This window comes from Azospirillum oryzae (assembly GCF_008364795.1).
Classification (GTDB): Bacteria; Pseudomonadota; Alphaproteobacteria; order Azospirillales; family Azospirillaceae; genus Azospirillum; species Azospirillum oryzae.
Genome location: NZ_VTTM01000011.1, coordinates 106,302 through 131,729, shown reverse-complemented (window position 1 = coordinate 131,729; position 25,428 = coordinate 106,302). Strand labels below are relative to the sequence as shown.

The 25,428-nt window shown below is 69.6% G+C and carries 20 protein-coding genes; 10 read left to right on the top strand and 10 right to left on the bottom strand.

The features are described from left to right. Positions 1-37 precede the first annotated feature (37 nt). The 8 genes from FZ938_RS24360 to FZ938_RS24325 all read left to right on the top strand — a co-directional run bounded on the left by FZ938_RS24360 (position 38) and on the right by FZ938_RS24325 (position 10,522). Positions 38-1,399 carry a globin-coupled sensor protein gene (locus tag FZ938_RS24360; protein ID WP_149200997.1) on the top strand — a complete coding sequence of 454 codons (1,362 nt, stop codon included), beginning with the start codon at positions 38-40 and terminating at the stop codon, positions 1,397-1,399. Positions 1,400-1,527: 128 nt separating this feature from the next. Next, a complete protein-coding gene (locus FZ938_RS24355; RefSeq protein WP_246457203.1) occupies positions 1,528-2,610 on the top strand; it encodes an AbrB family transcriptional regulator in 1,083 nt (360 codons plus the stop codon). Between the two features lie 115 nt (positions 2,611-2,725). Beyond that, positions 2,726-3,883 carry a trans-sulfuration enzyme family protein gene (locus tag FZ938_RS24350; RefSeq protein WP_149200996.1) on the top strand — a complete coding sequence of 386 codons (1,158 nt, stop codon included), beginning with the start codon at positions 2,726-2,728 and terminating at the stop codon, positions 3,881-3,883. Between the two features lie 157 nt (positions 3,884-4,040). Further along, positions 4,041-5,315 carry an imelysin family protein gene (locus tag FZ938_RS24345; protein ID WP_149200995.1) on the top strand — a complete coding sequence of 425 codons (1,275 nt, stop codon included), beginning with the start codon at positions 4,041-4,043 and terminating at the stop codon, positions 5,313-5,315. Between the two features lie 140 nt (positions 5,316-5,455). After that, positions 5,456-6,940 carry a multicopper oxidase family protein gene (locus FZ938_RS24340; protein WP_149200994.1) on the top strand — a complete coding sequence of 495 codons (1,485 nt, stop codon included), beginning with the start codon at positions 5,456-5,458 and terminating at the stop codon, positions 6,938-6,940. Beyond that, the gene (locus FZ938_RS24335) at positions 6,933-8,207 is read left to right on the top strand and encodes a di-heme oxidoredictase family protein (RefSeq protein ID WP_149200993.1); all 1,275 of its coding nucleotides are present in this window, start codon (positions 6,933-6,935) and stop codon (positions 8,205-8,207) included. The genes FZ938_RS24340 and FZ938_RS24335 overlap by 8 nt, the downstream gene beginning before the upstream one ends. A 51-nt stretch (positions 8,208-8,258) precedes the next feature. Continuing rightward, entirely contained in the window at positions 8,259-9,374 is a 1,116-nt protein-coding gene (locus FZ938_RS24330) for an imelysin family protein (protein WP_149200992.1), read from the top strand. Positions 9,375-9,376: 2 nt separating this feature from the next. Next, on the top strand, positions 9,377-10,522 hold the full coding sequence (locus tag FZ938_RS24325) for a DUF1513 domain-containing protein (protein ID WP_149200991.1): 1,146 nt from the start codon (positions 9,377-9,379) through the stop codon (positions 10,520-10,522). A gap of 16 nt (positions 10,523-10,538) precedes the next feature. On the opposite strand, the gene fghA is transcribed toward FZ938_RS24325, so the two are convergent. Continuing rightward, positions 10,539-11,390, bottom strand: a complete 852-nt coding sequence (gene fghA, locus FZ938_RS24320; protein WP_149200990.1) for an S-formylglutathione hydrolase — start codon at positions 11,388-11,390, stop codon at positions 10,539-10,541. An 84-nt stretch (positions 11,391-11,474) separates the two neighbouring features. Then, complete coding sequence (locus FZ938_RS24315) at positions 11,475-12,593, bottom strand: S-(hydroxymethyl)glutathione dehydrogenase/class III alcohol dehydrogenase (protein WP_149200989.1); 1,119 nt, start codon at positions 12,591-12,593, stop codon at positions 11,475-11,477. 135 nt (positions 12,594-12,728) lie between these two features. Here FZ938_RS24315 and FZ938_RS24310 point away from each other — a divergent pair, with 135 nt between their 5' ends. Then, a complete protein-coding gene (locus FZ938_RS24310) occupies positions 12,729-13,628 on the top strand; it encodes a LysR family transcriptional regulator (RefSeq protein WP_149200988.1) in 900 nt (299 codons plus the stop codon). A gap of 19 nt (positions 13,629-13,647) precedes the next feature. Here FZ938_RS24310 and FZ938_RS24305 read toward each other — a convergent pair whose 3' ends face one another. The 4 genes from FZ938_RS24305 to FZ938_RS24290 all read right to left on the bottom strand — a co-directional run bounded on the left by FZ938_RS24305 (position 13,648) and on the right by FZ938_RS24290 (position 19,107). Beyond that, entirely contained in the window at positions 13,648-15,609 is a 1,962-nt protein-coding gene (locus FZ938_RS24305; protein WP_149200987.1) for an ATP-binding cassette domain-containing protein, read from the bottom strand. Next, positions 15,606-17,609, bottom strand: a complete 2,004-nt coding sequence (locus tag FZ938_RS24300; RefSeq protein WP_174757016.1) for a cysteine peptidase family C39 domain-containing protein — start codon at positions 17,607-17,609, stop codon at positions 15,606-15,608. Before FZ938_RS24300 ends, FZ938_RS24305 begins: the two co-directional genes overlap by 4 nt. 136 nt (positions 17,610-17,745) lie before the next feature. After that, the gene (locus FZ938_RS24295; RefSeq protein WP_149200985.1) at positions 17,746-18,057 is read right to left on the bottom strand and encodes a hypothetical protein; all 312 of its coding nucleotides are present in this window, start codon (positions 18,055-18,057) and stop codon (positions 17,746-17,748) included. A gap of 60 nt (positions 18,058-18,117) precedes the next feature. Next, on the bottom strand, positions 18,118-19,107 hold the full coding sequence (locus FZ938_RS24290; protein WP_149200984.1) for a hypothetical protein: 990 nt from the start codon (positions 19,105-19,107) through the stop codon (positions 18,118-18,120). Positions 19,108-19,305: 198 nt separating this feature from the next. On the opposite strand from FZ938_RS24290, the gene FZ938_RS24285 reads away from it, so the two are divergent. Next, a complete protein-coding gene (locus FZ938_RS24285; protein WP_149200983.1) occupies positions 19,306-19,497 on the top strand; it encodes a hypothetical protein in 192 nt (63 codons plus the stop codon). Between the two features lie 19 nt (positions 19,498-19,516). Here the strand turns inward: FZ938_RS24285 and FZ938_RS24280 are convergent, their stop codons facing one another. The 4 genes from FZ938_RS24280 to ptsP all read right to left on the bottom strand — a co-directional run bounded on the left by FZ938_RS24280 (position 19,517) and on the right by ptsP (position 25,323). Further along, entirely contained in the window at positions 19,517-19,834 is a 318-nt protein-coding gene (locus FZ938_RS24280) for a hypothetical protein (RefSeq protein ID WP_149200982.1), read from the bottom strand. A gap of 166 nt (positions 19,835-20,000) precedes the next feature. Next, positions 20,001-21,773 (bottom strand): fructose-specific PTS transporter subunit EIIC, encoded by a 1,773-nt coding sequence (locus FZ938_RS24275; RefSeq protein WP_149200981.1) that lies wholly within the window; start codon positions 21,771-21,773, stop codon positions 20,001-20,003. A 71-nt stretch (positions 21,774-21,844) separates the two neighbouring features. Continuing rightward, the gene (gene pfkB, locus FZ938_RS24270; RefSeq protein WP_149200980.1) at positions 21,845-22,795 is read right to left on the bottom strand and encodes a 1-phosphofructokinase; all 951 of its coding nucleotides are present in this window, start codon (positions 22,793-22,795) and stop codon (positions 21,845-21,847) included. Next, on the bottom strand, positions 22,792-25,323 hold the full coding sequence (ptsP, locus tag FZ938_RS24265) for a phosphoenolpyruvate--protein phosphotransferase (protein WP_149200979.1): 2,532 nt from the start codon (positions 25,321-25,323) through the stop codon (positions 22,792-22,794). Before ptsP ends, pfkB begins: the two co-directional genes overlap by 4 nt. Positions 25,324-25,428 lie beyond the last annotated feature (105 nt).

Genomic DNA, 25,428 nt, shown 5'->3' with positions numbered 1-25,428 from the left:
CCTTGAGAGGCACCTGAACCGAGGATCGTCGAAAATCATGACCGCCGAGCTGACTGATTCGCAGACGAAGCGACTTGCCACCTTCTCCATCACCAATGACGATCTGGCCCGGCTTCGGGGCAACCGCGAATTTGCGGAGCGGCGGCTTCCCGCGCTTCTGAATGAATGGCACCGGCATTTCGACGCCTGGCCGGAGATCCAGGCGGCGCTGAAGCTTCCCGACGTGCATGCCGCCCGGCTGGACCACTGGACGCGGGCCGCGTCCGGCCGGATCGATGCCGAGTTCGCCGAATCCGCGAAACGGCTCGCGACCCTGTTCTATCGGAACGGCGTTCCCGCCTATGCGGTGTCGATCTGCCATTACGTCGTCAGTTCCAACATCGCCCGCGAGCTTGGCCTCACCGGTGGCGACGATGGTCTGGCCGCCAACCTGTTCGGCGCCGCCGCCCGCCGCACCCGCGCCGCTCAGCTGGAGACATTGAACAAGATCGCGTGGTTCGACATCGAGCTGCTTCTGGAGACCTATCGCGAGGCGGAGGAGGAGAGCAAGCGCGCCACGCTCGACCGGCTCGCCGGCACTTTCGAGGACAGCGTGAAAGGCATCGTGGAGGGCACGGTCGCCGCCTCCAACCAGATGCAGGCCCATGCCCAGCGCATGTCGGAAATCGCCACCAGCACCAGCCGCCGCTCGTCCGACGTGGCGTCGGAAACCGAAGTCACCTCGTCCAGCATGCAGACGGTGGCCGCGGCGACCGAACAGCTCTCGATCTCCATCGCCGACATCAGCCGCCACGTCACCGAATCGTCCCGCATCTCCTCCTCCGCCGTCGACGAGGCGGAGCGGACGAAGAGCACCGTCAGCGGGCTGGTCGAGGAGGCCAAGCGCATCGGCGACGTGGTCAAGCTGATCAGCAACATCGCCAGCCAGACCAACCTGCTGGCGCTGAACGCCACCATCGAGGCAGCCCGCGCCGGGGAGGCTGGCAAGGGCTTCGCCGTCGTCGCCAACGAGGTGAAGCACCTCGCCAACCAGACCGCCAAGGCGACCGAGGACATCTCCAGCCAGATCGCCGGCATGCAGAGCGCCGCCGGCAATGCCGCCGAGGCGATCCACGCTGTCGGCCGCACCATCACCCACATCAACGAGATCGTCACCACCGTCGCCGCCACGGTGGAGCAGCAGACCGCCGCGACCCAGGAAATCACCCGGAACGTGCAGGAGGTTGCGGTCGGCACCCGCCGGGTCACCGACTCCATCGGTCAGGTGACGCAATCCTCGTCGGAGACCGGCGGCATCGCCCGGGAGGTGCTGGCCGCCGCCGGCCTGCTGCACCGGCAGGCGGACGACCTGAACCGCGGCGTCGGCGATTTCCTGACCCGTATCCGCACCGCCCGCTGATCCGGCTCCCCGCTCCCCGGTTCCGCTCCTGCCGCGCATGGCTGCCGCGCCCGTTCGCCTGCTGGACGGGCAAGGCCGGTGGCAGGCAGCATGCCGGGGACACAAATCATTCGTACAGGTAAGAGTTCGTGGTCGGGACAAGGGACGGGTCGGAGGGGGGCTGGCCGAAGCTCCGCGCGCGGACGGTGGCGCAATGGGCGGGCCTGCTCGCCCTGTCGGCCGCGGTGACGTTGGGACTGGAGGCGGTCGGGCTGCCGGCGGCCTGGCTGATCGGGCCGATGATCGGGGCCATTGCGCTCGGGGTCGGCGGCGCGTCCATCCGGGTGCCGCCGTCGGGCTTTACCATGGCGCAGGCGATCATCGGCTGTCTGGTCGCCCATGCCGTCACCTCGTCGATCCTGTTGTCCATCGCGCGGAACTGGCCGCTGATGCTGGGAACCGTCGGGCTGACGGTGCTGGTCAGCGGCATCGTCGGCTGGCTGTTCGTCCGCTACGGCAGCCTGCCCGGCACCACTGCCGCCTGGGGGGTGTCACCGGGCGCCGCCGCCGCCATGGTCGCCATGGCCGGGGAATACGGCGCGGACGCGCGGCTGGTGGCGGTGATGCAATATCTGCGCGTGGTTCTGGTGGTGCTCAGCGCCTCGCTGGTCACGCACGCGCTGACCGCCGCTCCGGACGGCGGCGCCCTGCCGGTGGCGCCGGTGGAGGCGCTGGACCTGCGGGGGCTGGCGGCGACGCTGCTGGTCGCCGGGCTGGGCGGCTGGATCGGCCAGCGGTTCCGCATCCCCTCCGGCGCGCTCCTGGTGCCGATGGTGCTGGGCGCGCTGGTCCAGGCCGGCGCCGGGGTGACCCTGCAGCTGCCGCACCTGCTGCTGACCGTCACCTACACCGTCATCGGCTGGAGCATCGGCCTGCGCTTCACCCGCGAGGTGCTGCGCCACGCGATGCGCGCAGTGCCGCAGATGCTGCTGTCGACCGGGCTGATGATCGCGCTGTGCAGCCTGTCGGCCTGGGTGCTGGTCACGCTGCTGCCGACAGACCCGCTGACCGCCTTCCTCGCCACCAGTCCGGGCGGGCTCGATTCCGTGGTGGTGATCGCGCTGGGCAGTGGGGTGGATTTGCCGCTCGTGCTGGCGCTGCAGACCTTGCGGCTGTTCGTGGTGGTGTTGTCGGGACCGCCGCTGGCCCGGCTGATCGCCCGTTACGCCTGAACCTTCCGGGCAAAAGCGGATAGCCGGGACGGGACGTTGCGCCGACGACGGAGCGGAGCGTATCGTTGTCGCCCCCCATGCCCGATCCCGGGCACGATATCGGAGCGCCCCGGCAATGACCGACCGTCCCCACCGTCCCGAAACCATCGCTGCCGGCGCCCTGGGCTTCGAGGATGCGGCGAGCGGCGCGGTCATTCCGCCGATCCACCCGTCCACCACCTATGTCCGCGACCCCGACAACGGCTATGGCCGCGGCCGGGTCTATGCCCGCGCCGACAACCCCACCTTCGACATTCCGTCGCGGACGATCACCGAACTGGAAAAGGGCGCCGACACCCTGCTGTTCGCCTCCGGCATGGCGGCGGCGACCGCCGTGTTCCAGGCCTTGGATCCGGGCGACCATGTGCTGGTGCCCGACGTGATGTACTGGGCATTCCGCAACTGGGTGCATGGACCCGCCACCCGCTGGGGGCTGAAGGTCGAAGGGGTGGACACCAGCGATACCGACGCGGTGCGCTCCGCGCTCCGCCCCGGCCAGACGCGGCTGGTCTGGGTGGAGACGCCGGCCAACCCGCTGTGGACCATCACCGACATCGCCGCCGTCGCCGAACTGGCGCACGAGGCCGGGGCGTGGCTGGCGGTCGACAGCACGGTCGCCACGCCGGTGCTGACCCGGCCGATCGAACTGGGCGCCGACATCGTCATGCATTCGGCGACCAAATACCTGAACGGTCATTCGGACATCGTCGCCGGCACCCTGACCACCGCCCGCAAGGACGAGTTCTGGGGCCGCATCAAGGCGGTGCAGACCCAGCAGGGCGGCATCCTCGGCAGCTTCGAGGCATGGCTTCTGCAGCGCGGCCTTCGCACCCTGTTCGCCCGCGTCCGCTGGCAGAGCGCAGCGGCGATGACGTTGGCGGAGCGGCTGTCGGCCCGTCCGCGGGTGTTGGAGGTGCTCTATCCCGGCCTGCCCGGCTTCCACGGCCACGGCATCGCCTCGCGCCAGATGACCGGCGGCTATGGCGGCATGCTGTCAATCCGTGTGAAGGGCGGCACCCAGGCCGCCATCGACACCGCCGCCCGCGTCGGCATCTGGCGCCGCGCCACCTCGCTCGGCGGGGTTGAGAGCCTGATCGAGCATCGCGCCAGCATCGAAGGCCCGACCTCCCCCGTGCCGGGCGACCTGCTGCGCCTGTCGGTCGGCCTGGAGTCGCCCGACGATCTTTACGACGACCTGGATCAGGCGCTCTGCCAGCCACCCGGCCAGGGCTGAGCGCCGGGACATATCGACGCGGCACCGGCGGCATGCGCTTTTCCGAGTACCCCCAACGCGGATAGGGCTTGACAGTGAGAATGATTCGCGACGTTATTCGCTGAGAATAAGTCGCACTTGCTGCCATTACCGACCACCGACGTTCGAGGAGACCTCCATGTCGAAGCGCGCTGCCGGCTTCGCCGCCGTAGCCGTCGTTGCCCTGCTGCCGTTCGCCGCCCAGGCGGCCGGTCCGGCTTACAAGGACGTGGCGAAGAATTACGCCGACATCGCCCATGCCGCCTATCAGGACGCCACCAACGGCGCCAAGGCGCTGAAGAAGGCGGTGGACGCCCTGGTCGCCAACCCGACCGAGGATAATCTGGCGAAGGCGCGCGAGGCCTGGAAGGCCGCCCGCGTTCCGTACATGCAGACGGAAGCCTTCCGCTTCGGCAATCCCGTCGTCGACGAGTGGGAAGGCAAGGTGAATGCCTGGCCGCTGGACGAGGGCCTGATCGACTATGTCGACGAGGGCTATGCCGGCGGCGAGAGCAACCCCTACGCCAAGGCGAACGTCATCGCCAACCCGAAGATCACCGCCGGCGGCAAGACCATCGACGCGACCAAGATCACCAAGGAGCTGCTGGCCGACAAGCTGCACGAGGCCGGCAAGGTCGAGGCGAACGTCGCCACCGGCTATCACGCCATCGAATTCCTGCTGTGGGGCCAGGACCTGCACGGCACCGGTCCGGGCGCGGGCGAGCGCAAGGCCACCGACTATGCCAAGGGCAAGGACTGCACCAACGGCCACTGCGACCGCCGCGCGCAGTATCTGAAGGTCGCCACCCAGATGCTGGTCGACGATCTGTCCGAGATGACGGCCGATTGGGCCGCCAAGGGCAAGGCCCGCGTCTCCATCGCCAAGGCGCCGGAGGGTGAGGGCGTCGCCCGCATGCTGACCGGCCTCGGCTCGCTGAGCTATGGCGAACTGGCCGGCGAGCGCATGAAGCTCGGCCTGATGCTGCACGACCCGGAGGAGGAGCATGACTGCTTCTCCGACAACACCCACAACTCGCACTATTACGACGAAGTCGGCATGGTGAACGTCTACAACGGCAGCTACAAGCGCACCGACGGCAAGACCGTGTCGGGCGCCTCGCTGTCGCAGCTGGTCGCCGCCAAGTCCGCCGACGCCGACGCCGCGGTGAAGACCGCCATGGGCAACACCATGAAGGCGATGCAGGCGATCAAGGACACCGCCGACAGTGGCAAGATGGCCTACGACCAGATGATCGCCGCCGACAACGACGAGGGCAACAAGCTGGTTGCCAACGGCATCGACGGTCTGGTCGCCCAGAAGAAGGCGCTGGAAGGCGCCGTCGCCGCGCTCGGCGTCTCGGTCGAGGTCAAGGGGTCCGACAGCCTCGACGACCCGTCGAAGGTCGGCAAGTAAGCACGCCTGAACCGGCCCGGTCCCGCGCCGTCCCGCGCATGACCGAACCACCCGCGCTTCCCTTCCGGGCCGATCCGGCGAGGGACGGAGGCGGGACCGGAGCCGGCACTTTTCCCGCCTGAAGTTTTTGGACCGCCGTCATGCCGCATCGTCCCGCCGTTCCTCTGTCCCGCCGCGCCCTCCTGCGTGCCGGAGGTGCCGCCGTCGCAGCGACGGCGCTCGGCGGGACCGGATTGAAGGCCCCCGATGCGGGCGCGCTGAAGCCCGGCCTCGCCGGCCCGGAGCCCATCACCTCGACCGGTGATCTGGTCGAGGTCGAACTGGTCGCCAAGCAGCGGATGCAGCGCATCCTGCCCGAACCGGCGGAACCATCGCCGCTCATCACCTATGCCGACCACTTCCCCGGCCCGATCATCCGCATGCGCAAGGGCCAGCGGCTGCGCGCCACGCTGGTGAATGAGCTGGACGAGCACACCTCCGTCCACTGGCACGGCATCCGCCTGCCGAACCTGGAAGACGGCGTGCCCTACCTGACCCAGCCGCCGACCAGGCCGGGCGAGCGCCACGTCTACGAGTTCACCCCGCCGGATGCCGGGTCGTTCTTCTTCCATCCCCATTGCAACACGGTGGAACTGCTGGGCCGGGGCCTTGCCGGCGTCCTGATTGTCGAGGAGCCGGACGCGCCGAAATTCGACGCCGACCTCGTCTGTCTGGTCAAGGACTGGCAGTTGGACAAGACCGGCAGGTTCGGCGCCTTCACCACCGACCGCGGCGCCTCGCGCGCCGGCACCTTCGGCAGCGTGTCCACTGTCAACGGCGCCATCGAGCCGGTGATCGAGGTGCCCACCAACGGCGACATCCGCGCCCGCCTCTACAACATCGACAGCACCCGCGTCGTCGATCTGCGGGTTGAGGGGGCGGAGGCCTGGATCATCGCCGTCGACGGCAATCCGCTGCCGCCCCGCCCGCTGGACGGCTGGCCGATGGGGCCGGCGATGCGCATCGACGTGCTGTTCCGTGCTCCGGCCAAGGCGGGCCAGACCCTGCGGCTGACCAACGTCTATTCGGCGGAGCCCCGGCCGCTGGCCACGTTCCGCGCCGTCGGCCCCGCCCGGCCGAACAAGCGCTTCAAGCCGCGGGCCCTGCCCGCCTCCGCCATTCCCGAACCGGACCTGAAGGACGCGCCGATCGTCCCGATGGCCTTCTCCGCCACGGCGGTGGCGCAGAGCTTCGCCCCGGACGTGCTGGCCGGCCTGCCCTATGCCGACGCGCTTTGCCTGTCGGCGAAGACCTTCTGGGCGATCAACCAGCAGAGCTGGCCGGAGGGCGGGCACGAGCATCTGCCGCCGCCGCTGGTCACGCTGGAAAAAGGCCGCAGCTACATCTTCGAGCTGGCCAACCTGACGCCCCACCTGCACCCGATCCACATCCACGGCTACACCTTCAGGGTGCTGTCCTCCGACGGCCGCAAGGTGGTGCCCCACCATGCCGACACCGTGCTGCTGGAACCGAAGGAGCGGCTGCGCGTGGCGATCAAGGCCGATAATCCCGGCGACTGGATGTTCCACTGCCACATCATCGAACACCAGGACACCGGCATGATGGGGTACATCCGCGTTGCTTGAGTTCGCACATTTCCGCATCGCTTTTGCCGCTGCACTGCTTTTGGCGACCCCCGCCGCCCAGGCCGCCGATAGCCTCGACAACCGCATCGGCGAGGCGCTGTTCCGTCGCATGTGGGTGGCCGCGCCCACAGCGACCCAAGCGGCGGACGGACTGGGACCGCTCTACAACGCCCGCTCCTGCGCCACCTGCCATCCGCGGGCCGGCGGCGGACGCCCGCCCGATCCGGCGGTGGCGGGCGACCAGGGCGTCGGCTATGCGATCAAGCTGAGCAGCGACCCGGTCTATGGTCGGCAGATCCAGTCCAACGCCATTCTCGGACAGGTGATCGAAGGCCGCCCCCGCGTCACCTACCGCGAGGAGGAGGTCCGCTTTCCCGACGGCGAGACCGTCCGCCTGCGCCATCCGACGCCGGTCGTCGAGGATCTCGGCTATGGCCCGCTGGCCGAGGCGACGGTGATGTCCGCCCGCGTGCCGCCGCGCGTCCACGGCATGGGCCTGCTCGACCGCATCCCGTCCGAGGACATCGAGGCCGAGGCGGCGCGGCAGCACGCGTCCGGCGGTCCCGTCGCCGGGCGGGTGAACCATGTGACGGTGGACGGCAAACGTCAGGTCGGCCGTTTCGGCTGGAAAGCGATGCATCCGACGCTGGAGCATCAGAATTCGGAGGCCTTCAGTCTCGACATCGGCATGTCGACCCCGGCCTATCGCGAGCCCTGGGGTGACTGCACCCCGGCGCAGACCGCCTGCCGCGAGGCGCCGCACGGCGATTCCAAGCAGTTCGAGGGGCTGGAAATCCCCAGCACGATCATCGGCCTGATCGACGGCTACCTGCGCGACCTGCCGCCCGACGGCAGCCTGGAGGCGCCGAAGGACAAGGCGGGAACCAAGCTGTTCGCCGACACCGGCTGTGCCGCCTGCCACCGTCCGTCCTGGCGCACGGCGGAGGACCCGGATCACCCGGCCCTTTCCAACCGCGAGATCTTCCCGCACAGCGACATGCTTCTCCACGAACTCGGTCCCGCATTGGGGGACGAGCTGCCGATGGGCGAGGCGCGCGGGTCGGACTGGCGCACCACGCCGCTGTGGGGCCTGAGCCGGCTGGCGGCCAAGGACGGGCAGCTGTCGCTCCTGCATGACGGGCGCGCCCGCAGCGTCACCGAAGCGATCCTGTGGCATGGCGGCGAGGCGGAAGGGGCGAAGGACCGCTTCATGTCGCTGCCGGGCGACGAGCGGAAACGGCTGGTGCGTTACGTGCTGGGTTTGTAAAGGAAGGGTGGGGGCTTCGATCCGCGCCAACGGCAGAAGGGATTTGATCGTATGCGACGCCGCATAGTGCTTGGACTGATGTCGGCCGCCGCCGCCGTGGCGGCTCTGCTGCCGCGGACGCCGGCCTTCGCCGCCCGCCAGTCCGACAAGGATGCCGCCTTCCTGGGCGGCATGGTCCGCACCCATGCCCTGCCGCGCTTCGACGCGCTGGTTGCCGCCGCCACCGGTTATGTCGACACGCTCGACCGCTTCGCCGCCGGTCCAACCGCCGCCGGCCTGGAGGAGGCGCGCGCGGCCCACGCCAAGGTCACCGATGCCTGGGCCTCCGTGCAGCATCTGCGGCCGGGTCCGCTGACCATGAACCTGCGCGCCGACCGCATGTCCTTCTGGCCGGAACGGCCGGGCGTGGTCCAGCGCCAGATCGGCCAGATCCTGCGCGACCATGACCCGAAGCTGCTGCAGCCGGGCGCGCTAGCCCGCCAGAGCGCTGCGGTGCAGGGGCTGACCGTGCTGGAACGGCTGCTGTTCGACGAGGGCGTCACCGCGGATAATTTCACCGGCAGCGACACCAAGACGTACCGCGGGCAGCTGGCCGTCGCCGCCGCCCGCAACATCGCCGCCATCGCCACCGAAGCGCGCGATGGCTGGAAGGAACTGGAGGCCCCGCTCGCCGCCGGCCAGCCGACCGTCCTCGGCCCGACCGCCTCGGAAGCGGTCAACACGCTCTACTCCGCCGCCATCACCGCCATGCAGGTGGTGATCGACCAGAAGCTGATGGCGCCGCTCGGCGCCGGCATCGAGGACGCCAAGCCGTTGGTGGTTGAGGCGCTGCGCAGCGGCCGGTCGCTCCGCAACATCGCACTGAACCTGGAGGGGCTGCGCGCCCTGTTGATGGGGGAGCATGGCGGGCCGGGCTTCGTCTCGCTGCTGCCGGCCAACGACGACGGCGCCACCGCCAAGCAAGCGATCGACGAGAGTTTCGCCGCCGCCATCGGCGCCGTGGAGGCGATCCCCGGTCCGCTGGACAAGGCGGTGACCGACCCCGCCACTCGCAAGAAGACCGAAAGCGCGCTGCGGCTGATCAAGGCGGCGCGGGTGGAGATGCTGGGCACGCTCGCCCCGCTTCTGGACATCACGCTGGGCTTCAACGAGTTGGACGGAGACTGACCATGGCGATTGACCGCAGGAACATCCTGGGCATGGTCGCAGGGCCGGTCTTCGGCGGGCGCACCCTGGGCGGGCGCATCTTCGGTGGGCTGCTGGCGGTGCTGACCGGCAAGGCCCATGCGGCGGACACCGGTACGCTCTACCTCAACGCCTATGCCACCGCCGGGGCGGAGCCGAGCTTCGGCGTCGCGGCGCTGGACCGCAGCGGCAAGGTGCTGTTCACCACCGCCACGCCGGGCCGCGCCCACGCCATCATGCCGCGGCCGGGCGTGGCCGAGGCGGTCGTCTTCGCCCGCCGTCCCGGCCGCTGGTTCCAGACCCTGTCGCTGGCCGACGGCACCCCCGGCCCGGTGGTGCGGGCACCCGACGACCGCCGCTTCACCGGCCATGGCGATTATTCCGCCGATGGTCGCATCCTCTATGTCGCCGAGGACGACGTCCCGCGCGAGGAGGGCGCCATCGGCGTCTATGACGCCACCGACGGCTACCGCCGGATCGGCGTCATCCCGACCCATGGGCTTGGTCCGCACGAGCTGATCCTGATGCGCGACGGCACGACATTGGCCGTCGCCAACGGCGGCGTCATCACCCACCCGGACACCGGCCGGGCCAAGCTGAACCTCGACAGCATGGACAGCTCGCTGACCTATGTGGAGGCGGCGACCGGCAAGCTGCTCGACAAGGTCCGCCTGCCGGAGGAACACGCCAACCTCGGCATCCGCCACATCGCCCTGCTGGACGACGGCGGGGTCGCCTTCGGTGTGCAGGACGAGCGCCCCATCGGCATGCTGCAGCCCCTGACCGGCGCCCACCGTCCCGGCGGCGGCGCGGTCAGCCTGTTCGACGCACCGGAGGATGTGCTGTCGCGCATGCAGGGCTATATCGGCAGCGTCGCGTCGGACGGAAAGACGGTTGCCGCCAGTTCGCCGATGGGCGGGCTCATCGGGCTGTGGAATGCGGCGGACGGGGCATGGCTGGGCTCCACCGCGCTGGCCGACGGTTGTGGTCTGGCTCCGAACGGCGAGGGCTATCTGGCGACCAGCGGGTTGGGCGTGATCGAGCCGGTGTCGGTCAGCGTCGAAGCGGGACCGGAGCGCAAGGCCCCGGCCTTCCGCTGGGACAACCATCTGACGCGGCGGGTGGCGTGAGGGGCTGAGTTAGACCCTACCCCACCAGCGCCGCTGCATGGTGGCGCAGATGGTCCTCGATGAACGTGCTGATGAAGAAATAGCTGTGGTCGTAACCCGGCTGCATGCGCAGCGTCACCGGGTGCCCGACCTCCTGAGCCGCCGTGACCAGTGCCTCCGGTTTCAGTTGCGTTTCCAGGAAGCTGTCGCGGTCGCCCTGGTCGATCAGGATCGGCAGCCGCTCCGGCGCGGTCCTGATCAGCGCGCAGGCGTCCCACTCCAGCCAGCGGTCGCGGTCAGGCCCCAGATAGCGCCCGAAAGCCTTCTCGCCCCAGGGCACCGCCGCCGGGTTGACGATGGGGGCGAAGGCCGATACCGCCTTGTAGAAGCCGGGATGCTTCAGCGCGCAAACCAGCGCGCCATGCCCGCCCATCGAATGGCCGGCGATGGACCGGCGGTCGGTGACCGGGAAATTCGCCTCGATCAGCGCCGGCAGTTCCCGCGTCACGTAGTCGTGCATGCGGTAGTTGTGCGCCCATGGCTCCTCGGTCGCATCGACATAGAATCCGGCGCCCTGGCCGAAGTCCCACGCGCCGTCGGGATCGCCGGGCACCCCCTCCCCGCGCGGGCTGGTGTCGGGGGCGACGATGGCGAGGCCGAGTTCGGCCGCGACGCGGAAGGCGCCGGCCTTCTGGGTGAAGTTCTCGTCGGTGCAGGTCAGGCCCGACAGCCAGTAGAAGACCGGAACCGTCGCGCCGGTCTCAACCTGCGGCGGCAGGAAGATCGCGAAGGTCATCTCGCAATTCACCGCCGCGGACTGGTGCCGCACCCGTTTCAGCCGGCCGCCGAAGACGCGGGCTTCCGACAGGGTGGTCAGGGGGTCGGTCATGGAAACGCCTTTTGAAAATCGATGGCGGGAAGGCTCCCTCTCCCGGTGCGGAGGCCCGGTGCAGAGAAGGGAGCCCTCGTCACCTTACTGGTTGTAGAGGATGACGGAGCGGATGCTCTTGCCCTCATGCATCAGGTCGAAGGCGTGGTTGATATCCTCCAGACCCATGGTGTGGGTGATGAAGGTGTCCAGTTCGAACTCGCCGCGCAGGTAGCGCTCCACATACTCCGGCAGCTCCGACCGGCCCTTGACGCCGCCGAAGGCCGACCCGCGCCAGACACGGCCGGTGACCAGCTGGAACGGACGGGTGGAGATCTCCTCGCCGGCGCCGGCGACGCCGATGATGACCGACTCGCCCCAGCCCTTGTGGCAGCATTCCAGCGCGGCGCGCATCACCTTGACGTTGCCGATGCACTCGAAGCTGTAATCGACGCCGCCGTCGGTCAGTTCGACCAGCACTTCCTGGATCGGGCGGTCATAGTCCATCGGGTTGATGACGTCGGTGGCGCCCAACTGCTTGGCGATCTCGAACTTCGACGGATTGATGTCGACGCCGATGATGCGGCTGGCCTTCGCCATGGTGGCGCCGATGATGGCCGACAGGCCGATGCCGCCCAGGCCGAAGACGGCGACGGTCGAACCCGGCTCCACCTTCGCCGTGTTCATCACGGCACCCATGCCGGTGGTGACGCCGCAGCCCAGCAGGCAGACCTTCTCCAGCGGGGCGGCCTTGTTGATATTGGCGAGCGCGATCTCCGGCAGCACCGTGTATTCGGAGAAGGTCGAGGTGCCCATGTAGTGGGCGATCTGCTTGCCCTTCAGGGAGAAACGGCTGGTGCCGTCCGGCATCAGGCCCTTGCCCTGGGTGGCGCGGATCGCCTGGCACAGGTTGGTCTTGCCGGACAGGCAGAATTTGCACTTTCCGCATTCCGGCGTGTAGAGCGGGATGACGTGGTCGCCGACCGCCACGGACGTGACGCCGGGGCCGACCTCCACCACCACGCCGCCGCCCTCATGGCCGAGGATGCAGGGGAACACGCCTTCGGAATCCTTGCCGGACAGCGTGTAGGCGTCGGTGTGGCAGACGCCGGTGGCGACGATGCGGACCATCACCTCGCCGGCCTTGGGCGCCGCGACCTCGACTTCTTCGATCTCCAGCGGACGGTTGGCTTCCCAGGCGACGGCGGCGCGTGACAGAACCATGTGGGTTTCCTTCCCCAATGCGGATGGCTTTTTGATTCCCACAGTGTAAACGCCTCGGGTCATTGCCAGAACGGCGATTTCGGGAATAGATTTTTGCGGTACGGGGATAATGCTGCGGGTTCAGGGTGTAATTCGATGAGCGGCTGGGACGGCATCGACGAATTCGTGGCGGTGGCGGAGAGCGGCAGCTTTTCCCGCGCGGCGGAACGGCTGCGCGTTTCCTCCTCCCATGTCAGCCGCAGCGTGGCGCGGCTGGAGGACCGGCTGCAGGCCCGCCTGTTCTACCGCACCACCCGCAAGGTCAGCCTGACCGAGAGCGGCCGGGCTTTCCTCGCCCGCTGCCAGCGGCTGGCGGAACAGCGCGACGACGCATTTCTCGCGGTCGGCGCATTGCAGGGCGGCAGCGACAGCGAGGTGAAGGGGCTGCTGCGCATGACCAGCGCCACCGCCTATGGCGAGCAGTTCATCATGCCGCTGATCAACGACCTGATGGAGCGCCACCCGCAATTGAGCATCGAGGTGGAACTGACCAACCGCCAGCTCGATCTGGTGCAGGAAGGCTATGATCTGGCGATCCGCCTCGGACGCCTCAGCGAATCGAGTCTGGTGGCGACCCGCATAGCCCCGCGCGTCATGCATCTGTGCGCCGCCCCGAGCTATCTGGAGCGCCATGGTGCGCCAGAGAGTCTGGCGAGCCTCGCCACCCATCAATGCCTGATCGGCACCACCGACCATTGGCTGTTCGACGACAACGGTCAGGACTGGCTGTTCCGTCCGCGCGGACGCTGGCGCTGCAACAGCGGATTCTCGGTGCTGGACGCGGCACTGCGCGGATTCGGGCTGTGCCAGTTGCCGGACTATTATGTGCGCGGGCCGGTGGCGGAGGGACGGCTGGTTTCCCTGCTGGACCGGCACCGGCCGCCGAACACGGCGGTGTGGGCGGTCTATCCGCAGAAACGGCATGTGCCGGCGAAGGTCCATGCGGCCATCCGGCACTTGAAGGACGGGCTGGCGCGGCGGCCGGAATACCGGTGAACGGCCTGCAGCCGGACGGTCAGCTTGGTGCGGAGTTGGACAGGTCCAGCACATGGTCGGCGAGCGCGAGGGTGGACGGGCGATGGCTCGCCACCAGCACGGCGATGCCGCGGGCGCGCAGGTCGGCGAACAGGGCGGCCTGGATTTCCTCGTCCAGCGCGGCGGTCGCCTCGTCGAGAACCAGGAGGTCCGGATCGCGGGCCAGCGCGCGGGCGATCAGCAGCCGCTGCATCAATCCGGCCGGGAAGGAGTCTTCGCCCACCAGTGTCTGGATGCCCATCGGCAGGGCCGCGATGTCGGCGTCGAGCCGGACCAGCCGCGCCGCCTCCCATGCACGCTCGACCGGCAGCGGCGCCATGCCCAGGATGACCGACCTGATGGTCGCCACCCCGATCTGCTCGTCCTGCAGAACGGCGCCGATGCGGCCACGGACGGCGGCGGCATCCAGGCTGCGAAGGTCGCGGCCATTGATCCGCACTATCCCCGAATCCGGCCGAAGCAGGCCGAGCCCCAGCGCGATCAGGGTCGATTTCCCGCTGCCGGACGGGCCGGCGACCGCCACCACCTGCCCCCGCGCAAGGCCGAGCGACACGCCGCGCAGGCAGGGCGCCGGCGCCCCCGGATGGGTGAAGGTGATGTCACAGAGATCAAGGCGCTCGACCGGTCCCGGATCGGGCGCGCCAACCGGGCTGTCGGGCGCTGCCTCAAGCAGCGGGCGCAGGGGGGTGATCAGTTCACCACCTGGAAGACGGCCGAACGCACCTGCCAAACCCAGCACGGCCCGCACCGCCGGCAACGCCGCCAAGGCTGCGGCGGCTGCGACCGGCAGGCCGCCGCCCTCCCGTATCGCCAGCCCGCCGACCAGAAGCGGCACTCCCAGCATCAGGGTCTGCGCGACCGCATCGGCGTCGGCCCTGCGTGCCGCCGCGATGCCGACCTGGGTGGACAGCCTGCGCAAGGCCGACACTGCCCGATCCGTCGCCCACAGGTCGACCCCCAGCAGGCGAAGCTGCGGCAGGCTGGCAGAGGGCAGTTCGATCCTGTGCCAGGAAGCGGCCGCAGCATCCCTCCCCGCCCTCCGTGCCCGAGCAGACCGGCGCAACAGCCACGCGCGCAGCAGCCCGCCGACGACGGTCACGCATCCGCCCGCCAGCGCCGGCCAAGGTGCAGCCCATCCCATCACCGCCAGCGCCGGCCCCAACCGGACCAAGGTTTCGACCATCGCTTGGCGGCGTGCGACCGCCTGCTGCATCGCGGTGATGCCGTCGCGCAGCCGGTCTTCCTGAACGGCACCGGGAACCGCCCGCAGCATGCCGGGCGCTACGGCCAGAAGCCGCTCCCACAGCAAGCCTTGCAGCCCGAGGTCGGATGCCGCGCCGGAGCGTGCCGAGGCGACCCGCCGCACCCGTTCGCACAGTCCGGCCGCCGTCGCCGCGAGCAGAATAACCCCCGCCAGGGCGGCGACCGCCGTCGCGCCGCCCGCCAAGGCGCGCTCGCCCAGCAGCAGCACCGCCACCGCCGGCAGCACCGCCGCCACGCCACCGCAGGACGCCGCGAGCAGCGCCAGCATCCGGTCGGCCCGGCCATCGCTCAGCGCGATCTTCAGCCAGCGCTCAGGCATCAGCGGCCCGACACCTCCGGTGCGGACAGGCGCACAGGCATCGGGGGAAAGCGCCGCGGCGAGAGTGGCATCCAGCGGGCGGGACCGCCCGTCGGCCTCCTCCAGACGATAGCCGCCACGCCGGTCGGGGAGCAGCAGCACCGGTTCGCCATCGGACTGCCGGAAGGCCAGAAGCGGCCCATGGTCGCGCTGCCACCAGGGCGTCGTTCCCCGGCTGCCCGGCGGCAAGCGCACCCGGCGCAGGCGCATTCCAAAGGCCGGGGCCGCCGCACGCAAGTCCGCTTCCCGACCGCCATCGCGGGTCCCGTCACGGATCAGGGTGCGCAGTCCGTCCACGATGTCGCGGGCATTGCCGGTCACGACGTCGTCTCCGCACCGCCCGCCGACGGGTCGAGTTGAAGGCGGTGTTCACAGCCTTCCAGCGTCGCCGGGCGCCGGCTGGTCACCAGGACGATACGGTCGGGTCGCCGCACCCCGTCGAGAATCCGATGCGCCAAATCCGGCTCCAGCGCATCCAGAGCATCGTCGATCACCAGCAGGACCGGATCGCGCAGAAGCACCCGCGCCAAGGTCAACCGGCGTCGCTGTCCGCCGCTGAGTTCCGGGCCGCCTTCGGCCAGTTCCAGGAAAAGGCCGCCGCGCGGTTCCAGATCGCTCCAAAGCCGGACCTGCTCCAGCGCCGCCACCAACGCCGCATCGCTTGCGGAAAGGTCGCCGACCCGCAGATTTTCGGCAACCGTGCCGGCGATCACCGGACTGGAGCGGTCGACCAGGGCCACCGCGCCGGGATATTGGCGGGAAACCGTCGCCACCGGCCGACCATCCAGCAGAATGCCTCCGGACGAAGGTTCCAGCAGTCCGCAGGCGAGCTTGGCCAGCACCGACTTTCCGGAACCGGAGGGACCGCAAACTCCCAACCGTTCCCCTGGTTCCAGGCGCAGATCGACTCCGGACAGCACCGGCGGCGCCATTGGCGTTGGTTGGAACCCGGCGGACTGGACGCACAGGCGGGCGGCCGGACGCTCCGCCACAGGGTGAATCTCCGCCTCGGGCGCCGCCGCCTCCAGATCGTCCAGGCGATGCAGGGCGGCTTTCAAATCCTGCAATGCCGGCATGACGCGGTCCAGGCGCAGGACCTGCCGATGTGCCGCCAGCGTCAGCATGGCAAGCGTCACCACCCCGCCGACGCCTATCCGGTTGGCGGCGAGGCCCGTCACCAACACTGCTGCAAGACCAGCCCCGGCGATACCGGTGAGCAACCCCATGAGCCGCGCATGCCGGGCCACCGACTTCTGCCCCAAGATGGTCTGCACGGCATGGCGACCGGCAAGCTGGGCCAGCACCTCGCCATCGCGCCCACCCATCCTGTGGGTGTCGAGCGTCGTGATGGTTCCGCCGTCCGGAACCAGCGGTGCCGGCGCATCCCGGCGTGCCGCCATGGCACCGCGCCGGAGATGAACCCTGCCAAGCGCGGCCAGGGCCGCGATGACGGTCAGCAGCAGCACCGCCCCGGTCCACCCGTCGATCCACAGAGCGGCTCCGACCGGCAGGACCAGCAGCGGAAGCTCCACCAGCCGCATGATGGCGCCGATGTGCCGTCGCAGCGCGCCGCCCGCCAGCGGTACCTCCAGCACCTGTGCCGTATCCCGGCGGGCGAACCAGACGGCAGGCATCCGCCGCAGCCGGCCGAACACGCCGGCGGCAGTGTCGTCGGCCAGCCTCATGCCCAGAAGCGCGGTCAGCCGGTCCCGGCCCCAGCCGGCGGCGACCGCAGCGGCACAGGCGCCCGTCAGCGGGACCAAGCCGGCGGCGCCTTCGGCACAACGTCCGGCCGCGAGTGCCGCACCCACACCGGCGCCGCCGCCAAGCGCGGCGGACAGCAGAATCGCGGCCACGACGCCAGCTTGCGGCAGAAGCCGCGTCGCCAGCGCCCGCACCAGTGTCGGCGGACGCCAAGCTCCCTGCGGACGGTGTACGCCGGGCTCCGGCGGCTGGATGGTGATGGCGATGCCGGTGAAGGAGTCGTCGACCTCGTCCCAGCCCATGACATGCGGCCCGCCGCCCGGATCGTTGACCAGAAGCCCGTCGCGGGTCTCGGCCTCCACCACGACGAAATGGATGAAGCGGCTGTGGGCGATCAGCGGAAAGCCGAGGGAGGACAGACGGTCCGGTTCGGTGCGGAAGGCACGGGCGACCATGCCGTGGTCGCGGGCGATGCGGATCAGGGCGCGGGCATTGACGCCGAGCCGGGTCGACCCCGCCTCGGCCCGCAACTGCTCCAGGGGAACCGGACAGCCGTGATGGGCCAGCATGATGCCGAGCGCCGCCAGACCGCACTCGGCGATCTCGCCCTGGCGCAATTCGGGCGTCGCCGTCCGCCTTCGGCCTTGACCTCGGCGGTCAAAATTGGATGGTGGGGAGTTGCTCATTCTTGCTGCAGGTCGCGTCCGCGGGGAACACCTCCGCTGGACGCAACGCCTGCCGGTTCGGAAGACCTCAGCGGCCGAATCCGGAACCCTTCTTCACCTCCTTTTGGCCGAACCCAACGGGTGGGAAGCCACCGGCAACCATGTCGAGTTCCTCGTCGCTCAGTTCAGACTGGCTGTCGTCGGCCGGAACGGCAAGCAGTTCTCCATCGGTCTCGACCAGCCGCATCGGCATCGGCAGGTCGACATCGTAATGGCGCTTCACTGCCGCGTTCAGGTCGGCCAGGGCCTCATCACGGAAGGCTTCGTCGGTCTTCAGGCGCTCCGCCGCCGCGGCGATGGCATCGGCGCCGTACATCTGCTCGAAGTCAATGCTGCTCATTTCGGAAACACTCCAGTTGGCGATTGGGTGAAGGGCTGAAGGAAGCGCTGCGGCCGGCGATCACTGTGAACCGGCCGCGGGTTCGCGGATCATCTCGAAGGTCTCGTCAACCCGCAGCGAGATCGGGGCGAAGCGGCGGCGGACCAGCGACATCATGCGGGGGAACATGGTGCCGAACATGGCGATGGAGGTCGGGCCGAAGGCGGCCACCTGCCGGGCATAGGCGTGCCAATAGGCACCGACCAGCATTCCCGTGTGCCAGAGCGACCGCGCCAGATAGGCGCTGCGGTAATCGATCGCCGGCCGGTCGCGATAGCCGTCGAGCGGCACGCTTTCCGCCCGCTCCGCCAGCACCCAGCCGACCAGCATACCCTGCCGCCGCACCGCGATGGAGCAGGCGGGCTCGATCCGCTCGGCCCGAACATCGGGATGCATCAGGGGCAGATGGTCGGGTTCCGCGGCCAGATCGGCGATGGCGGCGCGATCGTCGGCGTCCGGTGTCCGCCAGGGATCGAAGCTGAAACCGTCGGGATCGCGCAGCCGGCCGGTCAACGATGGCCAGCGGCCGACCGCCTCCACCATCGGTGCGGCCTCGCCGATCGCCCGGACATGGGTCAGGCGCGGCGCAGTCCAGCCGGCCGCCGACAGGGTGGCGGCCAGTGCCGCGCGTTCCGGCAGCTTGTCCGAAAAGGCGGTGACCAGACCGGTGGCGCCCGCGGCGGCGGCGGCCCTCCCCCACCCTGCGGCAAGGGTTCGGCCGATGCCACGGTTGCGCAGGCTGCGCGCGACCGTCAGCGACAGCAGCCTTGCCCCGTCATCCTGTATCTGTCCAAGTGCCAGTCCGGCCGGCAGACCGCCGACCGTGGCGCCCACGGCCACCCAGGGCGGCTCCAGTTGATTCAGCACCGGAGCCAGCCGGGGAAAACCGAGAGCAGCAAATGCTGCGGCATTGGCGGACAAGGGCGCGACGCGAAGGCCGGCAATGCCGCCATTCGGCGCCGTGACGTCGTTCATCCCAACCCGGTCCTTCACGCCAGCGATCCCGATCATGCACACTCTGGAAGAGATGGAAACCCTGCGAAGTCCGCTGGACAATCCGGATGCTCTCTAACCATTATGCGTGCGAAACAAAGGGGTGCAAGCAATAAGCGGTGTCAGGACTGACATGGAACTGTTTCAGCGCAACAATAAAATTGCTTGGCTTTCAACGCTGGCGCGCATGTCGAATTCCGCAGGACAAGGGGTTCGATGATGCGGACTGCAGCCGGACCGCAGGGTGCCGAACGGCTTTTCCGCCGCAAGGCGCTGGAGCGGCTTACGACAACCGAGGATTTCGACCAGCCGCCGACCCTGATCAGCCCGCGCGGGCTGCGGCTGCAATTGACGCTTGCCGTCCTATGCGTCGTGGCGGCGGTCATGGTCCTGGCCGCCGTCGCCTGATTTCCGGTCAGCCGCCCGATCAGCCATGATGGCGCAGATAGGCGTTCGGATCGCATTCCTCCCCCAGCGCCATGGCGCGGGCACGGTGGATGTGCTGCATCAGCACGTCGCGGAATTCCTGTGCGGTCAGGTCGCTCCATTCCGGCGTCTCGCTGGCGAAGGTCATCTGCGTGGCGGTCGCTTCGAACAGGCGCAGCCACTCGTCCGCCTTGCCGGCCGGGTCGTCGTCCTTGCGGAACATCTCCGCCATCATCTTTGTCATCAGTGTGCCAAGCGCCAGCAGGTTCACATGCAGCAGCATGTTGCCCAGCATCACATCGGGCTTCTCGTCGAGCATGGATCGGTCACTCCGGGCGATGTCGTGACGGTTCACACGGACGGCACGGCGAAAGCTGGCGCGGAATCTCGAGCAAAAAGAACCTTGGGCAAAAAAGGCCCCTCCCCGCGGGTGCGGAAAGGGGCCAGGGTCGGGAGGACGCCCGAGAGGAAAGGGGGAGTGGAGGTCAGGCGTGCACGCCGGCTCCCTGAACCGCCGCCTTCGGTGCAGCGGCAGCGGCGGCGACCGGCTTCTTCAGGAGGCGCAACGCCAGGGCTGTCACCACGGTGCCGACCACCAGGGCCACCACATAGCCCAGCAGATGCGTCACCGCGTTCGGGATCGGCAGGACGAAGATGCCGCCATGGGGCACCTTCAACTCAGCCCCCACCGCCATCGAAATGGCGCCGGTCAGCGCGCCGCCGATCATCAGCGCCGGGATGACGCGCAACGGATCGCGGGCGGCGAAGGGAATGGCGCCTTCGGTGATGAAGGCGATGCCCAGTACGGCGGCGGCGTTGCCGGCCTCGCGCTCCTCATGGGTGAAGCGGTCGGCGAACAGCTTGGTGGCGAGCGCCAGACCCAGCGGCGGCACCATGCCGGCGGCCATGGCGGCGGCCATCGGGGTGTAGACTTGGCTGGCGATCAGGCCGGTGGAGAAGGCGTATGCCGCCTTGTTGACCGGACCGCCCATGTCGAACGCCATCATGGCGCCGATCAGCAGGCCGAGCAGGATTGCGCTGCTGCCCTGCATGCCCTTCAGCCAAGCGCTCATCCAGGCCAACGCTTCCGCCACCGGCGTGCCGACGACGTAAATCATCAGCAGGCCGGTCAGCAGCGATCCCAGCAGCGGCAGGATCAGTACCGGCTTCAGGCCTTCCAGATTGCGGTGCAGCTTGATGTGCCGGTTGAGGAAGGCGGTGCCATAGCCGGCGATGAAGCCGGCGACGATGCCGCCGAGGAAGCCGGCGCCGATGCTGCCGGCCAGCATGCCGCCCACCATGCCGGGGGCGATGCCGGGGCGGTCGGCGATGGAATAGGCAATGTAGCCGGCCAGCGCCGGCACCATCAGGGCGAAGGCTCCCTTGGCGCCGATCTGGAACAGGGCGTAGCCCAGCGTCCCCGCGTTGGATTCCTCATAGACGTAGATGCCGCCCAGCGCGAAGGCGAGCGCGATCAGCAGGCCGCCCGTCACCACGAAGGGCAGCATGAAGGACACGCCGGTCATCAGATGCTTGTAGGGGCCGGTGCGCTGGGCCGACCGTTCGGCCTTGCCGGCGGCGACGGCGTCGGCAAGCGGGACCGCCGAGCCATGCGTCTTCGCCTCGGCCAGGGCGCGGTTGACCAGGGCCTTGCCGTCGTTGATGGCGGGCTTGGTGCCGCTCAGGAACACGCGCTTGCCGGCGAAGCGCGACAGGTCGATCTGGGTGTCGGCGGCGATCAGGACGACGTCCGCCTCGCGGATTTCGTCCTCGGTCAGCGTGTCGCGCGCACCGACCGAGCCCTGCGTCTCCACCCGGACCTTATGGCCCAGCGCGGTCGCCGCCTGCTGGATGCCTTCGGCCGCCATGAAGGTGTGGGCGATGCCCGTCGGGCAGGACGTGATGGCAACGATGCGGCGCGGCGCCGGCGCCGCCGAAGGAGAGGCAGAGGGAGAAGCGGAACCGAGCACGCTCGCCAACACGGCGCCGGGATTGCGCAGCACCTCGTCCAGCGATGCCGAAGCGCGTTTGACCGCGACGAAGCGGCCCTCATCCAGGTCGCCGCTGCCGACCAGGACCACGCCGTCCGCCGCCGCCGGTGCCGCAGGATCGAGCGGGGACTGGATGCCGAGGCTGGTGCGGATTTCCACCTGGATGCGGTGGCCGGCCGACGATGCCGCCTTGCGCAAGGCTTCGGCGGCCAGTACGGCCTGGGTGGTAAGGTCTCCCGCCGCGATCACGGCCAACAGGTTCGCCATTGTTTCCTCCTGGCGGGTTCATGCCCGCGCCTGTCACTGTGTTTGAGTCCCGTCCGATGCCATCGGTACTGTCAGTCAAGCCCGGTCAGAGTCACCTGTGCCGCAAGCGCCCTCACAGTCGCCGGATCGGGCAGGTTGGGGCCGAAGCAGCCGAGCTTGGCGGCGGCGAAGGCCACCGACAGCCGGGCCACGTCCTCCAGCCCGCCCTCCTGCTGGAAGGCGGCGATCAGCCCCGCCACCATTGCGTCGCCGGCGCCGACGGTGCTCAGCGCCTGGACCGGCGGCAACCGGCCATGCAGGGCGCGTGTGCGATCAACGAACAGCGCACCGTCGGCCCCCAGCGACACCACGACCACGCCGACACCGCGCCTGTTGAGTCCGCGCGCCGCATCGAGCAGATCGGCGTCGCTTGGCAGCGGCCGGCCGGCCCAATCCTCCAGTTCATGACGGTTGGGCTTGATGCAATGGGGCAGTGCACCGGTGGAGGCCAGCGCCGCCGCCAGCGGCGCCCCGCTGCTGTCCAGCACCACGCGGGCCCCGGCCGCCGCCAGATCGGCTGTCAGGACGGCGTAGGTGTCGGTGGGCAGTCCGTCCGGCAGGCTGCCGGCCAGCAGGACGGGGACGCCCGGTTCCACCAGCCGGCGAACCGCGTCCCGCACCCGGCCGAGCGCGCCGGGATCGGCGGTGAGGCCCGGCAGGTTGATGTCCGTCGTGTCGTTGGCCGCAAGGTCGGCGATCTTGATGTTGACGCGCGTTTCGCCCGGCAGCCGCAGGAAGGCGTCGACGATGCCCTTCGCCTGGAACAGCGCCTCGAACGGCGCGGCATTGCCGGTGCCGAGAAGTCCGGTGGCGACCACCGGCGTCCCCCAATCGGCAAGGCAGCTGGCGACGTTGACGCCCTTGCCGCCGGCATTGTGGCGCACCGCCTTGGCGCGATGGACGCTGCCGGGCTTCAGCGCATCCACCGTGATGGTCTGGTCGATGGCCGGGTTCAACGTGACGGTGACGACCGGCTTCGTCATGACGCGTCCCCCTCCAGCGCACGCACCTCGTCGGAGGATTCGCAGTCCAGCGCCCGCTCCGCCAGCGCCCGCAGGCCGGCGAGGTCGCTGTCGCGCAGGCGGTCCTTGACGCCCGGGATGTCGCGCGGGGTCATCGACAGCTCGCGGACGCCGAGACCGGCCAGCAGGGCGGCGCCGAACGGATCACCCGCGATGCCGCCGCAGACGCCGACCCAGCGGCCATGCTTCTCGGCCCCCTCCACCGTCATGCGGATCAGGCGCAGCACCGACGGGTGCAGGCTGTCGGCCTCCGCCGCCAGTTCGGGATGCTGGCGGTCGACGGCCAGAGCGTATTGCGTCAGGTCGTTGGTGCCGATGGAGAAGAAATCGACATGGCGGGCCAGCACGTCGGCCTGGATGGCGGCGGCCGGCACCTCCACCATGATGCCCAGCGGCACCGCCGGGGCGTCCAGTTCCGCCCGGATGCGGTCGCAGACGGCGCGCAGCGCCTCGATCTCGCGCAGCGTGGTGATCATCGGGAACATGATCAGCAGCGCGTCCGGCTTCGCCCCCTTGGCGGCGCGGTAGAGGGCGCGGACCTGCGGTTCCAGCAGTTCCGGATGGCGCAGCAGCAGGCGGGCGCCGCGCACGCCGAGGAAGGGGTTCTCCTCGTGCGGCAATTGCAGGTGCGGTACCTGCTTGTCGCCGCCGATGTCGAGCGCGCGGACGATCAGCGGACGGCCGTCCAGCGCCTCCAGCATGGCGCGGTAGGTCTGGTACTGCTCCTCCTCGCTGGGGGCGTCGCCGCGCTCCAGGAACAGGAACTCGGTGCGCATCAGGCCGACGCCTTCCGCACCCTGGGACAGAGCCACCGGCACCTGATCCGGGCGGTTGACGTTGGCGCCGATCTCCACCGTGTGGCCGTCGCGGGTGCGGGCGGGCAGGCCGCGCCGCTCCTCCTGCTGGGCCTTCTTGATGCGCTGCTCCTCGATCCAGCCATGGGCGGCGGCGAGGTCGGCGTCGGTGGGCTCCAGATAGAGGCGGCCGGACTGGCCGTCGAGGATGGCGGTGGTGCCGTTGGCGAGCTCGGTCAGCGCGCCGCCGCCCGCCACCATCGCCGGCAGCCCCAACGTGCGCGCCAGGATCGCGGTGTGGGAGGTCGGACCACCCTGCGCCGTCGCCAGACCGATGACGCGGCCCATGTCGAGCGCCGCGGTGTCGGACGGCGACAGATCGTCGGCGACCAGGATGCAGGGGGTGTCCGGCAGGTCGCGGATGGAACCGCCACGCAGGTCCGGATCGATGCGGGTCAGCACCCGGCGGCCGACGTCGCGCAGATCGGCGGCCCGGCCGGCCAGCACCGGGTTCGGGTTGGCGGCCAGCTTGGCGGCGCTGCGTTCCACCGCCTCGTTCCACGACCAGCCGGGGCCATGCCCCTCCACCATCAGCTGGCAGGCGAGCGTGATGACGTCGGTGTCGTTCAGCAACTCCGCCTGGGCGGCGAAGATGCCGGCCTCGGCCGGTCCCAGCCGGCGGGCGGTGTCATCGGCCAGCGCCTTCAACTGCTGGCGGGTCAGGTTCAGCGCCTCGTGCAGGCGGTTGCCGCCCTCCAGCAGCGGCGCCGGCCGGTCGGGAACCGTCAGGTCGGCCTTCGGCATCACATGCACCGGACCAATGGCGAGGCCGGGGCTGGCGCCGACACCGGCGACCACCGGCATCTCGCGCCCGGCCGCGGGCGGCGGCGTCCAGCCCTGGACCACGGCCTTCGCCTTGCGCGCCGCGGCTGCGGCGTCCGCTTTTTCCCGCGCGCTGAGGCCCGTGATGGTGGCGCGCAGGCGGTTCAGCACCGCGCGCGCTTCGGGACCGTCGGCGGACACGGTGATGCGGTCGCCGGGGCGCAGGCCGAGCTGCAGCAGCGCCACCAGCGTCTTGCCGTCTGCGGCCTCATCGCCATGGCGGATACGGACCCGACCGGATGCTGCGCGGGCGGTTTCGACCCAGGCGGCGGCGGGGCGGGCATGCAGGCCGGTCGGGTAATCGACCACCCATTCGAAGCTTTCCGCAAGGTCGCCGGCCTCGGTGGCGGGGGTGGCCGGGGCGGCGCTGTCGTCCGACAGGGCGGCGGCGAGATCGGCGGGATCGGCGGTGGTGAAGAGGTCGTTCAACCGCGCCTCGTCCTGCATCAGGCGGGTCAGGCGGCGCAGGATGGCGATGTGGGCATCGGACTGGGCGGCGATGGCGACGACCAGCCGGGCGGTCTGCCCGTCGTTCCACACCACGCCGTCCGGCACCTGCAGGATGGCGATGCCGTTGCGGCGGACCAGATTGCGGTCGTCGACCATGCCGTGCGGGATGGCGACGCCATGGCCGAGGAAGGTGTTCGCCACCGTCTCGCGCCGGATCATGCTGTCGGCATAGGCGGGGTCGATGCAGCCCGCGGCGATCAGCAGCTGCGCCGCCTCGCGGATCGCCGCCTCCTTCCCGGCCGGGGCGGCGCCCAGGCGGATCAGGTCGGGCGGAAGGCTCAAGGGGTGCGTATCGGTGGCCATGGCAACCGTCTCCTCCGCAGGTTCTTGTCTGTCCTCTTGATGCCTAGTGAAAACGATTACAGTCGGACTGTCAACGGCTGCCGCAATGCAACATCGGCACTTTTT